Origin of the sequence: Shewanella mesophila, from assembly GCF_019457515.1 — a bacterium.
In the GTDB taxonomy this organism is placed as follows: Bacteria; Pseudomonadota; Gammaproteobacteria; order Enterobacterales; family Shewanellaceae; genus Shewanella; species Shewanella mesophila.
Genome location: NZ_CP080421.1, coordinates 1,279,601 through 1,294,181 on the forward strand (window position 1 = coordinate 1,279,601; position 14,581 = coordinate 1,294,181).

Consider the following 14,581-nt stretch of genomic DNA (forward strand, 5'->3'; position numbering starts at 1 on the left):
TGCTTCTAAAATATGTCACTATGTGATTTCTCTTGTATCACTGATTTAGGTAACCCTATGGATAGCGCATCCATCTTACTTTGGAGTGTCTTGTTTAGTGCGATTGGAATGGGTTACTTCATCTACGGCAAACGGCAACAGGCACTTGTTCCACTGTGTACTGGGCTTGCTCTTTGCATTTTCCCCTACTTTATGACGAGTGTTACTGCGCTGCTGATTGTTGGCGTGCTCTTAGTCGCTGTGCCCTATTTTATTCGGTCCTAATTTTCTGCTTGCTTGTGTTTAATAGTCCATAGGACGGCGCAATCGCCGCCGTATAGTCCATCTCGTTCAGTGAGTGATGCTTTCACTTAGCCATGTCTTATTGCTCAGTGCATTAGGCAGGCAATTAGAGGTAAGGCAATAGTTATTGTTGTAACTATCTTTGACGCGACTTTCGCGGGCGTTATCTTGTCGTTATAACTAAATTTTAGTTCGATTTAATTTTAAATATTTTACGTTCATGATTTTAACATCCTGTTAATCTATTTTATTCTTTATTTAACAGTGGTTTGCTTGCTTTATCTTCCTGCAAATTATAAAAATTTCTGTGATTTGGCTCTAAAAAATAAAGCAGGAATAATAGTTATACATCTAGCTATTGCCATCATTATTAATTGAACGTTCAATTAACTATTTTAACGATGGAGAACAAGGCTTTTATGGCGCGATCGCAGATGACAACTGTCAGGCAGCAACAGCTTATCGATGCCACTCTTATCTCTGTTGAGCGATATGGCTTACATCATACGACGATCAACACCATTAGCGGATTGGCAGACATGTCACCGGGGATCATTAGTCACTACTTTGGCGGTAAACAGGGACTTATTGAGGCAACCTTAAAGTATCTGTTAGATGAACTAAAACAGGCATTAGGGCGTTTATGTCTGCAGATTCAGGTGTGGATGAGTTTGTTACCACATTTGCCATGCTGGGTGATTACTTTGGTAACTTGCATCACTTTGTATTGCCATTTAATGATTACCACGAGTTCTACCTATTTTGGTGGTTTGCATGGAGCATTATGATTGGTCAGTTTACTTCACGTTTTGTAGGCGGAATGAAAACCTATCAAGTGATAATTGCCATGATGGTATTTCCCTCTATTCCCATTGCGATCTGGTTTAGCGTGCTTTATTACTACAGCGCCAATGGCATTGCGACAGCAGGTTTTTATAACATCGCAATGGTCGTCGTCGGAATAACCTTTGTGATCAACTCATTAGATTCATTGATCCGTTTATATACCGATAATCTAAACTTAACTGTGCAGCGTTTCGGTAAGACTCAATACGTCATTGGTAATCTGGTATTGATGTGTGGCTTAACGCTGTTGTTCAGCTTAGATTTTCTACAAATTCAATGGGTAGGCGCGTTAGCTATTGCGCTGATATTAGGTTGTTTCGGCTATATCTTAGCGACCAATTTCCAACAAGTGGCGGAAATTGAACGCTCACCTAAAGAGAATAAAATCGACTTTAGTAAGATTGAGTTAGCTAACTAAGCTTAATTTTATCTGATTGAATTAAAAATAAATGTCCTGAATTTAGTTTGCTAGATTCAGGCTAAAAGAAGAAGGGAAATGATGAATACGACAATGAAGAAAATCGCAATACTTGGGTTGTTGGCCTTACCGACTACGGCAATGGCTGGCTTAAGTTCAACGGTAAACTTGACCTCTGACTATACCTTCAACGGGGTGAGCCAAACTGACAATGGTCCCGCGCTGCAAGCCAGTTTAGATTATGGTTTTGATAGCGGTTGGTATGTGGGTAGCTGGGCATCCAATGTTGATTTTGGTGATGGCGATGACACTTGGCTGGAGTGGGATTTCTACGCAGGTAAGTATTTTGAATTAACCGATCGCGTTTCACTCGATGTGGGTATTGCTTATTATACTTATCATGGTGATTCCTTCTCCGATGACTATAAGTATCCAGAAGCCTATACCAAGTTTGGTTATGCGTCGTCGCTTGGCCAAACCGAACTTAATTTCTGGTATTCCTGGGATTACTTTGGCTTAGATGCCGACCATTACATCATGATGGCGGCACATACCTTTAGCATTGCCGAAGGACATGATATCCGTATCAGCTTCGATCGCTCAACCTCTAAAGACGAAGCTAAGTGGTCATGGGATGGCGATGCATCATATAACCATTATCGTGTTGAATATATGACAAGCTGGAAAGGTTTCGACTTTAATCTTGCGGTTGAAGATACCAGCATGGATACCGATCTTAGTGATAGCCGCGGCGTTCTGTCTGTATCTCGCACATTTGAATTTTAAGCGCGATTGCGCCACGGACTTTTGTTGGGGTCTGTTGATCTTTGCTGGTTGAATTTTATTTGAGACAAAAATGATTTAATCGAGGTGAGTGGATTGTAGCCTAGTCATCTAAGTAAAATTCACTTAACAAAGAGTAAAATATTTTTAGCCAAACCCTTTGGGCAGCGTTTGTTGGTCATTTATACGGTGTTCTCAGCTTTTTAGGTAGAAAAACTACACTACAAAGCTTCTGCCTTATATAAGTACCCCCGCAATTCACTGCAAAAACAACCTTGAAAGAGCAACTGGCCCTAGTTAGTACAAAAGCAGAGCAAGCTAATTAGTTTGCTCTGTTTTTTTGCATTTCTAGCATGAGTCTAAGCCATATTTCTGTTATTGTGCTGCTGAAATGAGAGGGGATTATGGAAAAGTACGAACAACTATTAATTTCATTGCGCCGAGTGATCAGAGCCATCGATATACATTCTCGGCAACTCAATAAGCAGTCTGGGCTAACTGGTCCGCAGTTGATGGTGATGCAAACCATTTCGCAATTAGAGCGGCCTTTAGCTAAAGATGTGGCTCAAGAGGTGGCGCTCAGTCCTGCAACTGTGGCGACGATTATTGATCGGCTCGAAGCGCGTGACCTTGTTGTCAGAACCCGCAGCGAGTCAGATAAGCGTAAGTGGCATTTATCATTAAGTGATGCTGGAGTGACTATTTTGAGCGGCGCACCTAAACCGCTGCAAGATCACTTTATTAAGCGTTATCAAAATCTTGAAGAGTGGGAACAGAGTCAATTACTGTCTGCGGTAGAGCGAATTGCTTCTATGATGGATGCTAATGAACTCGACGCTGCGCCTGTTTTACTCGTGGGACAGATACAAGCGGAAGAGTAATTGTTTGGCATGCATAATCTCTTGGCGTGCTGAGTGGTTTTTGTGCAAACAAAACTTGGTTGTAGGAATGTGAGAGCGATATGGATCGTGAGATAAGTGGTATCAATAGAACGACGCCTGCTTTAGTGCTTGAGGGCGGTGGGCTTCGTGCCATCTATACTGCTGGCGTGCTCGATGCTTTTCTTGAGGCCGATGTTCACTTTGAATATCAAGTGGGCGTGTCTGCTGGGGCTATTTATCCTGCCTCTTATCTTTCGCGTCAGCATGGACGCAACCTCAAAATTCAGCAAAACTACCTTGCCGATAAACGTTACATGGGGTTGAAGTATTTTTTACGTGACGGCAACTATGTTAATACCGACTTTACCTATCGGCGTATGGCTCATGAGTTGTTACCTTATGATTTTGAGACTTTTCAACGTGGCAATGCTGAATTTAAGGTAGGTGCCTTTAATTGCTTAACGGGTGAGACTGAATTTTTTGGTAAGGATGATTTTGCAGAGCATGATAGATTTTTAGAAGTGCTTATCGCCTCAAGTAGTTTGCCGTTTATCTCCACTCCCACAATGCTAAACAATATGCCCTATTTAGATGGGGGGATTGCAGCGCCAATCCCTTTAGCGCAAGCACGAGCCGATGGTTATCAGCGTCAAGTGGTTATTTTAACCCAAGAGCCTGATTATCGAAAATCAGCCTTTAAATTTAAGTGGTTAGCACAACACGTTTATCGTCGTTATCCCAACGTCGCTGCGGCGATATTAGCCCGTCATCGAGTTTATAACGATGCGCTAACAGACTTAGCTTCCGCTCAGGCTGCGGGCACAGCACTGGTTTTACAGCCTGAAACGTCTTTGGGGCTATCGCGCTTAGAGCGTGATGTGTCGAAAGTCGAAGCGGTATATCATCGCGGTGTATCAGATGGCAGAGCTTTCTTGCCAAAGCTTCAAGCATTCCTTGGCGAATAGCCGTTCTAGTAAATTTTTCCTCCCAGTTTTAAACCGCCCAATAACGCCTCTTGTACCATACAACGACTTTCTATTTGTTAAATGCTTGCAGTAGATCTTTTGCACAAGTAATTTATAGCCTTGACTTAACGCAGACGAATAAGACCTTTATTGGAGAAGTGAGCATTATGGACAAAGATAAGTTTCAGCAAGGGTTAGCGGTAAGACGCGAGGTGATGGGCGATGATTTTGTCGACAGGGCGCTGTCGTCGGCCAGCGACTTTACTCAACCACTGCAAGATCTCGTTACCCGAAATGCGTGGGGAGAGGTGTGGGTGCGAGAAGGGATCTCAAAGCAAACTCGCAGCCTTATTACCATTGCCACTTTGGCAGCGTTAAAAGCGCCTACCGAACTTAAAGGCCATGTGAGAGGCGCACTGCGAAACGGTTGCAGCGTTGAAGAGATCCAAGAGGTGTTGCTGCATGCCACAGTGTATTGCGGCATGCCTTCGGGAATAGAAGCATTTCGCGTCGCCGCCGAGGTGATAGCCGAGTGGCAGCAAGGGGAGTAGGGATTGGTATTCCCCCTTGTTTGCTGAGTAGCGTTTGACGGTATGTTTAAGTGTTGAGTGGGTTTGAAGGTCATACCTTCATGGCAATCTATCGCCTGCCCGGCGAGGGGATGTGCAAACACGTTTTTGGCTCGCTGCAAGTCCATCCATGGATGCTCTGCGAAATCATCCATGATTTCGAAGGCCAAAACCGTGTTTACACCTAGTATCTAACGCTTCTTCGATTTGACTTCATCTGTTGCTTGCTGCAACAACTTTGTCTACGTTTAGCAAAAAAGCGTATTTCACAGGGCAAAGGAATACTGAGGCACAAAACTTTATTAAGCAACTTCGTCTTGGTCAGACAGAAATAGGTAGTTTTATCGTAAATTTAATAGCTCCAATTCCTGAAACTATAAACTCTCAACTAGATCAAGATGAGATGTCAGTTACGAGAGCGGTGACGAATAACTTGTCTCGAAGCCTTGTTGCTCTAGGGAAGGGGATAGAATTATATAAAGCTTCAGAAAGCATCTTTGAGTTCGAATCAATAGTTAAAAATGGCGTTAGTGCTAACTTATGTGACGCTCTAATTGGGCTCAGTGGTTTCTCTAAGAGTCGTTCGTTCAATATCAGTATTTGTCGTGCTGGCGCAGAAGTAGATACTCAAGAGTTACCAACTACATTCAAGTTCTTACCTGAACATGTTCCGACACTCGAGATAGCATCTTCGTTTTATAAAGGCAATTACATTATTAATGAATATGAGGCATTTGGGTTAGTTAGCAAGATGACGCACCTGCCTCAAGATGACTTTGGGGAGATAACGGTTCGTTCATCGGTCCGAGGTACTGAAAAAAATGTATTTATACAACTAAGCATGGAGCACTATTGGCAGGCTGTTCATGCTCATGAAAACGGTGATCTAGTCAGTTGTAAAGGAGTATTACATGTCACTGCAAAGTCAGCGAAGTTGCTGGACTCACATGACTTTAAAGTAATAGGTAAATCTGTCTAGGGTTAGCGTTGAAAAAAACTAATAAACAGTTTAAGAGTGATTCGCAATGTGTGGTATTTTTACTATGCGTTGCGTTTAGTGTTCAAGATGGTATGCGGAGGCACCAGTATGGCGTTGTTTACACCTCAACTAGGCGTTAGTTTACTAGAAAAATATGGATAAAATTGATTACTCAAAGTATAGCGTCGAGGAATTAGAAGACGCATATAGACATATTGATCGTGATAAATGGCCTGATCGCGTAAAAGAAATAGAGCAGATTATTAATGATCCTGTTAAGCGGCGAGCACGGGTTAATACTGATAAATATCGTAAGAAAATAAAAGAAGAACGTGCAGAGAGAGCAAGGAAGCGAAGGGAGCCTCTGGGTTATGCGTTAATGTATTTAGTGCTAGCTGTTTTAGTCTCATTTTTTGGAATAGTCGCTTCGCGAACTGGACAAGGAACAACCGCTGATTCCATAGGGGAAAGAGTTTTAATTGGAATAGCTTTTTTTGCTATTGCATATTTGTATTTTAATAAATGGCGAAAAAGCGTCGATAAACCCAGGCGCAAGTAATTCTCACCAAGCCAGCATCGATCCAGTTGGTCGCTGGATCTGGTTTAATCAGTCGTTGCTGGTGGCGTTAGTTGGAGGGCGAGCTTGGTTGGTTTTAATACCTTTTTAAATTCCTCTCAGAACATTGGGCGCGGTGTTAGCCGTTGGCTGCGATGATCGATGGCCGTTGTTCCATCTTGGTGAGCCAGGCGGTGAGGTGGGGCTGGTCGTCGCTTGGGGTGATCTCCAGGTGCTTGATGAAGCTCATCATCACGTAGGCGGTGATGTCGGCGATGGAGAACTTCTGGCCGGCCACAAAGGGCTGCTGGCCGAGCTGCTTCTCTAGCGTCGGCAGAAATTCTATCACTCGCTGGCGGGACTCTTCTCCCCAGGCCTCGACGCAGCGCTCTCTGTCTTCATACACCTTGGTGATGTTTCTAAAGGCCTGGAAGGCGACGAATAGGCCCTGCAGCTCGCAGATCCGCTGCCACATCTCAACCTGGGCCTTCTCCAGCGGCGTGTCGCCAAACAGCGAGTGTTCTGGCGCAGTGATTTCGTCGAAGTAGCGGCAGATGGCCACAGACTCACACAGGGTCTGGCCGTCGTCGAGTTCCAGCACCGGGATGCGGCCGTTGACGCTGATGGCTTTGAACTGGTCACTCAGGTTGTCGCCGGCGCGCAGGTTGAGGCTCTCACGCTCGAGACCAAGCGCCTGCTCCTTGATGCCGAGTTCCTTTAGGAAAATATTGACGCGTCGGGCGCTGGGGGTCATGGCTAATTCGTAGAGTTTCATCTATCCCTCTCTGACTCTTGTCGTTGTTTATTTTGTCGATGTTTATCTTGTCGATATTTACTTGAGTTCGGTCAGGCCGTTTGGCTTTAACTGAACGCTCGTTTAGAATAGAATCTAATTCATAACTAAACGTTCGGTCAAGAAACTTATATCGATCGATTTTTAATAGCAAAGAGCAAAATCATCTATGGCAAGAGTTTGTAATTTTGATAGGCAAGAGAAGCTGGTCTTAGCGATGGAGCTGTTCTGGCAAAAAGGTTATGCCGATACCTCGGTGGCAGATCTGGTTGCCAAGCTGCAGATCAATCGTTTTAGCTTGTATAACAGTTTCGGCGATAAGTTAAGCTTATATCGTGAGGCGCTGACTCATTACCTAGAAAACTATTCGCAGCCAAATTTGTCACCGCTTTTAAGCGAAGAGGCTGACGTTAACGATATCATTCGATATATAGAGGCGTTTATTGCTCTGCAATCGAGTCAACCCTATGGCTGTTTTTTGCAAAACGCCGTACTTGAGAAATACCTGAGTGATCAGGTGGTGCAGCAGATCTGCGCAAGGCTGTTTAATGGCCTGCATCAGGCTTTCGTTAAGGTGTTGATGCGCTCTCAGGCGTTAGCACAGATTGATTCAAGCATTAATACACCACAGCTAGCCAGCTTCCTAATCATGCAACTTCAGGGGATTCGAGTACTGGGTAAGGCAAAGCAATATGCGCTGATAGAAGATGCCCGCCAAGTATTATTGACTTATATAGGCGGGCTTAAGTCTTAACTTATGTGGTTTTTCAACTCTATAATTATTCTAATCATTTTTTTTACCTAGGTTATTTAGCGCCTTTGATCAGCGGAATGCCGTTGGTTCCAACAGGGATATATACCGTTGTATGATTGGGTGAGTCAGCCATTTTCAATTGAGCGTTGATGGCTTCATGTTGCAGGTAATTCGGTGTCAAAGTGGTGTTGATGATCTTTTGTGCCTCGGCGATCCCCTTGGCTTCTTCTATGCGGATCTCGGCATCTTTTTGCGCGATCTCTTTTTGGGTCTCTTTCTCCGATAATAATTGCTGCGCGGCTAGCTTTTTCTCCACCGCAATCGCTACAATCTCAGGGTAGTTGATATTGCCTATGACCACGTTTCTCAGCTGAAACGGTGATGTTTTAAGGTAGTCTTTGAGTTTTATCTCGACCGATTCGGCGATTTTTGAGCGGTTTTCCTTTAGGGCCACGCTATCATAGCGCTGCACTTCATCGCGGACATAGGTTCTGAAGGTTTCACGCACAAAACGGATATACCAGTTTTCTGCGCCATACTGTTCTACTACTTCTCTGACTGAGCCAGATTTAATCGCGATAACTGCATGAAAATTGAAACTGATGTTAAGATCATCATTGGCCAGTATCTTAAAGTTTTCGGTGTAGGTATTGGGCCGCATATCGATATTAATAATTTCGTTACGCCACAATGATACCCCATAGTTACTCGGCCCAATCAGGCTGCCACGATATCCACCAGAACCAAAGATTCTTGGTTTTTCGAATACATAACCCTCTTCACCTGCTGGTGTGTTTGGGTTGGTACAGCCTGATAGTAAGGTGCCTAAAAGGCCGATACTCACTAATACCATTAGTGGTTTTGTGACTTTTTTAGCGCTTAACTGCCTGTTCATCTAATGTCCTTATTAATTAATAATCTAAATCCAATGCAAAGCAGAGATAACCCATGAGCTTGTTGGCTTGGCTAAATTGATCGCTGCACCAGAGATCAAAATCGTTGGCAAACAGTTGTTCTGTGCTGACGGCTTTAATGGCGATAAAGTCTTTGCGCTTAAGTTCATCAATCATAGGGTGCTCTTTATCAAATCCTTTAGGAGGTCTGATTAAGCTGTCTCCCTCCAGGACGAAACCTGCATCCACAAGTTGTTTTAAAGCTTGTTTATAGGCATTGGGGTTGTCAACGATACAGCTGCGAATTTGGTTTAACGCCTTACTGTCGGGATGCCAAATACCAGCACCGATAAAACATCCGTCGTTGGCAATATGCAGATAAAAACCTGGTGCATGCACATCTTTACCTTGAAAGTGGCGAAACTGAATGCCGACATTAGTTTTGTAGGGGGTTTTGTCTTTGCTAAAGCGGGCATCGCGTTGGGGACGCATTAGGCTGCCTCCGACCTTTTTTGCCACCGCAGTTAGGCGAGGTGAGAGCTGCTGAATATGCGGTGCCATCGTCTCAATAAATTGTAACGCAGGCATTCGCACCTTAACTTCATAGTCAGCTTGATTGGTTTTAAACCAATCGCGGTGGTTGTTCGCTTCAAGCTGATCCAAGAAGGCTAAGGTGTCTGGGGTGAATATGGGGGAAGGTATGTTGCTGTTAACCACTTTCATAATAATTAATTACTGATAAAACCCTGATTGTGATATAAAAATACCATATTTTTTATCAAAGTGTTACTTGGGTATAGGCTAAAACAGGAAAGGGCTCCCTTAGCTGCTAAGCAGATTTATGCTATAGTCGCCGCCAATGAATGATGCGCTTACGTTGCACTATTTTAGGTATAAGCCAAGGGAAGTGTCGATACGCGCATAGATGTTTGCTCAAGTGGACAGGAGGGATAAATGAAGATTTGGGTAGATGCCGATGCATGTCCTGGGGTGATAAAAGAGATGTTATTTCGCGCAGCCGATCGCGCCGAAATTGAGGTCACGTTAGTCGCTAACCACGCAATGCGTATCCCACCGTCACGTTTCATCAATTTAGTGACAGTATCGTCAGGTTTCGATGTGGCCGATGATGAGATAGTTAAACGCCTCAATGGGGGAGATTTAGTGATAACAGCTGATATTCCGCTGGCATCAGAAGTGATAGATAAGGGAGGCTTTGCATTAAACCCTAGGGGAGAGCTCTATACGACCCAAAATATTAAATCGATTCTCAACATGCGTGACTTTATGGACACTATGCGAGCCAGTGGCGTGCAAACGGGTGGGCCAGCGGCGATAGGCCAAAGCGAGAAACAAGCTTTTGGTAATCAGTTGGATAGGTTTATTACTAAGCATCACAAGCGTTAACTGTATAGTCAAAACTGCAGTTTTAACCTTCGCCACAAAGGCGCTATTTGCGCCTTTGTGTTCTAGTTATGATTCGTTAGAGTAGTTCTGCTACAACTCGCTTTAGCAGAAATGTTTCACGCTCTATCGACATTCCTTTTTTATCGCAATGAGCCATGGTGTGCTCATTGTGGGCGATTGCATCATGGATATTGATCCAAACTGGGCGCATGCCATTTTGAATTTCATGGGCTTCAAGCCGCGTCTCTTTGAGTGTTTCATCTATGGTGCACACAAAGCAAAATGACTCCATATGCACAAAGTCAAAATCGTCTTTGTACCAAGGGCGAAACTCTTCATAGCGCCCAAACTCAGCCACGATATTAATATTATGCGCGCCAGTTTCCTCTTCGAGTTCACGGATCAACCCTTGGCGAACATCTTCGCCTTCATCGACACCTCCGCCCGGAATGCTGTAATCATGGTAGCGTTCGGTGTAGAGCATGAGGACCTCTTCGCCCCTTAAGATGATGCCGCGTGCCGCTTGGCGATGAAAGCCTCTACCTGCGATGGCTTGGCGATGCGGGGCATTAAGTGCTGGGTGGATGGTCGATTTTAGTAGGCGCATGAAGTCGATCGCTTGGTAAAGGGCGCAAGTATACGCAAAAAGTAAATTATTGTTGAGGGGTTAATGCTTGGTAAGCACTAATTGCCTCGCGGAGCATGTTAGCGTGCGCTTCATCAGTCGCGCCTTTAATTGCGAGACGATAATGGTTCAGCAGCCGAGTAAGGTAGTGTTGGTTGATGTCGGTACTGTGGTGTGACCATATTTTGTCGCCCACCGGTGAGACAGGTGTTGTGGCATCACTAGACAGGTGCAGCACTTCGTAGAAACGTTTGTTTTCAGTGATTAAGTGTTCATTAATTAGACCTAGCGCTAGCGAAGAGAGGGCTTCCCTTAATTGATAGGTGTGGTGAACAGGGCAGAGAATAAACTCCACACTTTGTCCGATAGCCAAGGCGTGTTGCCGTATCGCCTTCACAAAGCTTGCTGTGAGTTCACCACCCACTCCTGCAATAATCACTAGGTGAGGAGACTGACTGCGGTATTGTGCTAAAGGCAGCGCGTGAACGTCGAGACAGTGAACATGCCATGTTTGTTGTGATAGAGCGGCTAAGGGGTAAAACTGTCCAAGTTTTGCAATCAGGCTATTGGTGATAGATGGCACAATATCGACAAAATGCATGGCATCGCATCGCCCTTGTTTTAGCAAGGTGGCACCCAGCAAACCATGATCGCAACAGCAATCCCAAATATGGCTATAACGGCTATCGATCATGCTGGCAATAGTGTGTAAGCGTTGACTTAATTTCAATCGTGTGGACTCTGGTTAATGGGTGTGGCGTTTAAATTACTGGGTAGGCGTTTGCATTCGCCAGTGCCAGCATGGCAGCGTTATCTATTGTTGTAGCGTAGGAGCTGCTATCGCTGGGGGGATTAGCACTAAAGTGAACAATGGCCTCGGCGACTTGCTCTGCGCGAATAGGGCGATACTTTGCCCACTTACCAAACATAAAAGGGGCGATCCGCGGCAGGAGTGTTTGACCTATATCTTCAGCCAAGCGACTCTGCTTGCGTTTACCTAACAACAAACTTGGCTGATAGCACTGCAGCTGTTTTTGGCGGTCATGGGCCCACAGCTTCAGTGCAGCTTCAGTCTCCCCCTTAACACGGTTATAGAACACCTTGCTATTGGCGTCAGCACCTAAGGCAGTCACCACCGCGCTGTATTTTGCGTCGCACAAGGTGACGAAGTCGATTACGGCCCGCTGATCGACAGCAACAAAAGCCGCTTGGCTGCCCGCTTGTTTAATCGTGGTGCCTAACGCGCAAAAGCTATGGTCGATAGCAAAGGGGGGCGTAAGATGGGCCAATTGATTTAACTTAGTAGCGGTAAAGACTAGGCTTGGGTGGGTCAGTGCTGGCGGCGTTCTGCCAAGCACCCAGATATGACGGTAGCGACCGCAATCAATCAGTTTTTGCAATAAGTGTTGGCCAACCAGTCCTGTTGCGCCAATGATGGCTGCATTCATCTCACGTACTCGTTAAACAATCAGATCCATTTCAAGTTGGATATCGGTACACCCCTTTTTGCAAAACACTCCATATTGGCCTGTTTGCGCTTTTTCTGTGGGCACCACCAAATGCAGGGGTTGGTGACATGTCTCGCACATGACTGTATTACCTTTAAATAGGCGTTTAATCAGATTTTTCTGATCATTAAATGATTTAGCCGTGGTCTTATTGATGGCGGAAAAATCTAATTTCTGGGTTTTGTTGGCTGCACTATCAGTCATTGTTTAGGTCTTCGTTATACACATGATGTCGCTAGTATATCAGTGTTGAATCAACTCTAAAGTGATTCTATAAAAACATTTAAAATGTACCATAGTGCTACATATGTTTTAATTTTGTTAATTGTTTGTTGTTTTTTGGTTGGTGTGGTAGGTTTGTTTCGTCAGTTAGCAGTAAATGCCGAACATGGTCGCAATGGAAGATTTAAATGTTGTGGTATGCGCTGTTTAAAACAAAATTCTAATAAGAACCTCTTAATAAAAAATATAATGGAGAGACCTTCATGAAGTTAACAAGATTAGCAAGTGCCGTGATGGCAATTAGCGTTGGCATGTCGACACAAGCTTTTGCTGATGATGACCGTTACATCATCCAAGTAGACAATGGTAACAAGGGTGTAGTGAAGGCGTTAGCAAAGAAACTAGGCGCACAGATCCATGTCGATGGTAATGGCTTTATTGCTGCGACATTCACAGGTAAAGACTTATTACAGGTGAAAGGGCTGTTAAATAATCCGCATGTTAAGTTGGTTGAAGCAGATCAGCGCCGTCATCTGATGGGCTTTAGTGATGATGCTGGTAATCCAATGACACAGCAGGTGACGCCTTATGCTGTATATCAATCGCAAGCCGATCAGGTTAGCTTCAACAGTGCTGCAGGTATGAAGGTCTGTATCATTGATTCGGGACTTGATGCGTCAAACCCTGATTTTGTTTGGAACAATATTAGCGGTAACAATGATTCAGGTACTGGAAATTGGAATGAAAATGGTGGCCCACATGGAACTCATGTAGCGGGTACAATAGGTGCGGCTGACAACAATATTGGTGTTGTTGGTATGGCGCCTGGCGTTGATATGCACATCATTAAAGTGTTCAATGCTGATGGTTGGGGTTATTCATCAGATCTAGCACAAGCGACCAATCTTTGTAGTGCAGCGGGTGCTAACATCATTAGTATGAGTTTAGGCGGTGGCGGCGCTAACTCAACTGAATCTAATGCGTTTCAAGCTTTCGTTGATGCAGGTGGCCTAGTGGTTGCTGCAGCAGGTAACGACGGTAACAATGTTCGCTCATATCCAGCGGGTTACCCATCGGTCATGATGGTAGGGGCTAATGATGCTAACAACAACATTGCTGACTTTTCACAATTCCCAACTTGTACTTCGGGTCGTGGACCTAAGGCATCATCAGATGAAAACATCTGTGTTGAAGTTACCGCTGGTGGCGTAGATACGCTGTCTACTTATCCTGCAGGCATGGCTACAGCCTCTAATCTGACTGCTGATGGTGGATATGTAGCTAGTAGCGCAATGGAGAATTCAGGCACTGTAACAGGTAACACATACTTTATGGGAACCGCCGAAGCTACAGATGCTGGTGCGAACGGTAATGTCTGTATCATCGACCGTGGCGTGATCTCTTTTCACGATAAAGTGGCTAACTGTGAAAACTCTGGCGGTATCGGCGCCGTTATCATTAACAATGAACCTGGGATGCTGTACGGCACCTTAGGTGACACTAATGCGACGAGTATTCCAGCTGTGGGTGCAGCGCAAGAAGATCGCGCGGCGTTAACTGCGGCAGCTTCTGTCACGGTTGACATTAGCACGGCCGACTATGGTTTTATGAGTGGAACCTCGATGGCAACGCCAGCGGTATCGGGTATTGCAGCCTTAGTTTGGTCTAACCATAACGAATGTACTGGTAGCGAGATCCGTGAAGCGCTTAAAGCAACAGCGCTAGATGGTGGTGCAGCAGGTAATGATGTCTACTTCGGTTACGGTATCGTTCAGGCGGCTGCGGCAGATGCATACCTAACGGCCAATGGTTGCGCCGGTGGCGATAATGGCGGTGGAACAGGTGGTGGAGGTGATTTCACTCTTTCTGCCAATGGTTATAAGAGCAAAGGTGTGAAAACGGTTGATTTAACCTTTAGTGGTGCAGCTGGGACTAATGTCGATGTGTATCGTGATAACAGCAAAATTGCGACCACAGCAGCTAGCACTACTTATACCGATACCATTAATGGCAAGGGCGGCGGAACATACACTTATAAAGCGTGTGATGCAGGCACATCAAACTGTACCGCTGATGTGACCGTGGTTTTCTAAATAGACA

17 protein-coding genes and 2 pseudogenes are annotated in these 14,581 nt (G+C 44.8%); 12 read left to right on the forward strand and 7 right to left on the reverse strand.

What is annotated here, in order from left to right; translation table 11 throughout:
- The first annotated feature begins 57 nt into the window (after positions 1–57).
- The 9 genes and pseudogenes from K0I73_RS05710 to K0I73_RS05750 all read left to right on the forward strand — a co-directional run bounded on the left by K0I73_RS05710 (position 58) and on the right by K0I73_RS05750 (position 6,282).
- Positions 58–264: a hypothetical protein gene (locus K0I73_RS05710; RefSeq protein ID WP_220063539.1), complete on the forward strand. Its 207-nt coding sequence runs from the start codon at positions 58–60 to the stop codon at positions 262–264.
- 437 nt (positions 265–701) lie between these two features.
- A pseudogene (locus K0I73_RS05715) lies at positions 702–917 on the forward strand (TetR family transcriptional regulator); the annotation flags it as partial.
- Positions 918–919: 2 nt separating this feature from the next.
- Positions 920–1,546 (forward strand): annotated as a pseudogene (locus K0I73_RS05720) (BCCT family transporter); the annotation flags it as partial.
- Between the two features lie 81 nt (positions 1,547–1,627).
- Positions 1,628–2,332 carry a TorF family putative porin gene (locus K0I73_RS05725; protein WP_220064279.1) on the forward strand — a complete coding sequence of 235 codons (705 nt, stop codon included), beginning with the start codon at positions 1,628–1,630 and terminating at the stop codon, positions 2,330–2,332.
- A gap of 401 nt (positions 2,333–2,733) precedes the next feature.
- Positions 2,734–3,210, forward strand: coding sequence for a MarR family winged helix-turn-helix transcriptional regulator (locus tag K0I73_RS05730; RefSeq protein ID WP_220063540.1), 477 nt, complete (start codon positions 2,734–2,736; stop codon positions 3,208–3,210).
- Positions 3,211–3,290: 80 nt separating this feature from the next.
- Positions 3,291–4,175, forward strand: a complete 885-nt coding sequence (locus K0I73_RS05735; RefSeq protein WP_220063541.1) for a patatin-like phospholipase family protein — start codon at positions 3,291–3,293, stop codon at positions 4,173–4,175.
- Between the two features lie 167 nt (positions 4,176–4,342).
- Complete coding sequence (locus K0I73_RS05740) at positions 4,343–4,726, forward strand: carboxymuconolactone decarboxylase family protein (protein ID WP_220063542.1); 384 nt, start codon at positions 4,343–4,345, stop codon at positions 4,724–4,726.
- Between the two features lie 421 nt (positions 4,727–5,147).
- Positions 5,148–5,723, forward strand: a complete 576-nt coding sequence (locus tag K0I73_RS05745; RefSeq protein WP_220063543.1) for a hypothetical protein — start codon at positions 5,148–5,150, stop codon at positions 5,721–5,723.
- Between the two features lie 154 nt (positions 5,724–5,877).
- Entirely contained in the window at positions 5,878–6,282 is a 405-nt protein-coding gene (locus tag K0I73_RS05750) for a hypothetical protein (RefSeq protein ID WP_220063544.1), read from the forward strand.
- Between the two features lie 136 nt (positions 6,283–6,418).
- Here the strand turns inward: K0I73_RS05750 and K0I73_RS05755 are convergent, their stop codons facing one another.
- Positions 6,419–7,054: a glutathione S-transferase gene (locus K0I73_RS05755; protein WP_220063545.1), complete on the reverse strand. Its 636-nt coding sequence runs from the start codon at positions 7,052–7,054 to the stop codon at positions 6,419–6,421.
- 187 nt (positions 7,055–7,241) lie between these two features.
- Between K0I73_RS05755 and K0I73_RS05760 the strand changes: the two genes are divergently transcribed.
- Positions 7,242–7,826 carry a TetR/AcrR family transcriptional regulator gene (locus K0I73_RS05760; RefSeq protein ID WP_220063546.1) on the forward strand — a complete coding sequence of 195 codons (585 nt, stop codon included), beginning with the start codon at positions 7,242–7,244 and terminating at the stop codon, positions 7,824–7,826.
- A gap of 52 nt (positions 7,827–7,878) precedes the next feature.
- Here the strand turns inward: K0I73_RS05760 and K0I73_RS05765 are convergent, their stop codons facing one another.
- Together K0I73_RS05765 and K0I73_RS05770 are read right to left on the reverse strand one after the other, a co-directional pair.
- Positions 7,879–8,679 (reverse strand): SPFH domain-containing protein, encoded by an 801-nt coding sequence (locus K0I73_RS05765; protein WP_220064280.1) that lies wholly within the window; start codon positions 8,677–8,679, stop codon positions 7,879–7,881.
- Between the two features lie 58 nt (positions 8,680–8,737).
- Positions 8,738–9,442: a DUF2461 domain-containing protein gene (locus K0I73_RS05770; protein WP_220063547.1), complete on the reverse strand. Its 705-nt coding sequence runs from the start codon at positions 9,440–9,442 to the stop codon at positions 8,738–8,740.
- A 231-nt stretch (positions 9,443–9,673) separates the two neighbouring features.
- Here K0I73_RS05770 and K0I73_RS05775 point away from each other — a divergent pair, with 231 nt between their 5' ends.
- Positions 9,674–10,126: a YaiI/YqxD family protein gene (locus tag K0I73_RS05775; protein WP_220063548.1), complete on the forward strand. Its 453-nt coding sequence runs from the start codon at positions 9,674–9,676 to the stop codon at positions 10,124–10,126.
- 76 nt (positions 10,127–10,202) lie between these two features.
- Here the strand turns inward: K0I73_RS05775 and K0I73_RS05780 are convergent, their stop codons facing one another.
- Genes K0I73_RS05780 through K0I73_RS05795 form a run of 4 tightly spaced genes read right to left on the reverse strand, consistent with a single transcriptional unit; the run spans position 10,203 to position 12,463 of the window.
- Positions 10,203–10,733 carry an NUDIX hydrolase gene (locus K0I73_RS05780; protein ID WP_220063549.1) on the reverse strand — a complete coding sequence of 177 codons (531 nt, stop codon included), beginning with the start codon at positions 10,731–10,733 and terminating at the stop codon, positions 10,203–10,205.
- A 46-nt stretch (positions 10,734–10,779) separates the two neighbouring features.
- Complete coding sequence (locus K0I73_RS05785) at positions 10,780–11,481, reverse strand: tRNA (adenine(22)-N(1))-methyltransferase (RefSeq protein WP_220063550.1); 702 nt, start codon at positions 11,479–11,481, stop codon at positions 10,780–10,782.
- 31 nt (positions 11,482–11,512) lie between these two features.
- Positions 11,513–12,199, reverse strand: coding sequence for a Rossmann-fold NAD(P)-binding domain-containing protein (locus K0I73_RS05790; RefSeq protein ID WP_220063551.1), 687 nt, complete (start codon positions 12,197–12,199; stop codon positions 11,513–11,515).
- Between the two features lie 12 nt (positions 12,200–12,211).
- Entirely contained in the window at positions 12,212–12,463 is a 252-nt protein-coding gene (locus K0I73_RS05795) for a hypothetical protein (RefSeq protein ID WP_220063552.1), read from the reverse strand.
- A gap of 281 nt (positions 12,464–12,744) precedes the next feature.
- On the opposite strand from K0I73_RS05795, the gene K0I73_RS05800 reads away from it, so the two are divergent.
- Complete coding sequence (locus tag K0I73_RS05800) at positions 12,745–14,574, forward strand: S8 family serine peptidase (protein ID WP_220063553.1); 1,830 nt, start codon at positions 12,745–12,747, stop codon at positions 14,572–14,574.
- The last annotated feature ends 7 nt before the right edge of the window (positions 14,575–14,581 follow it).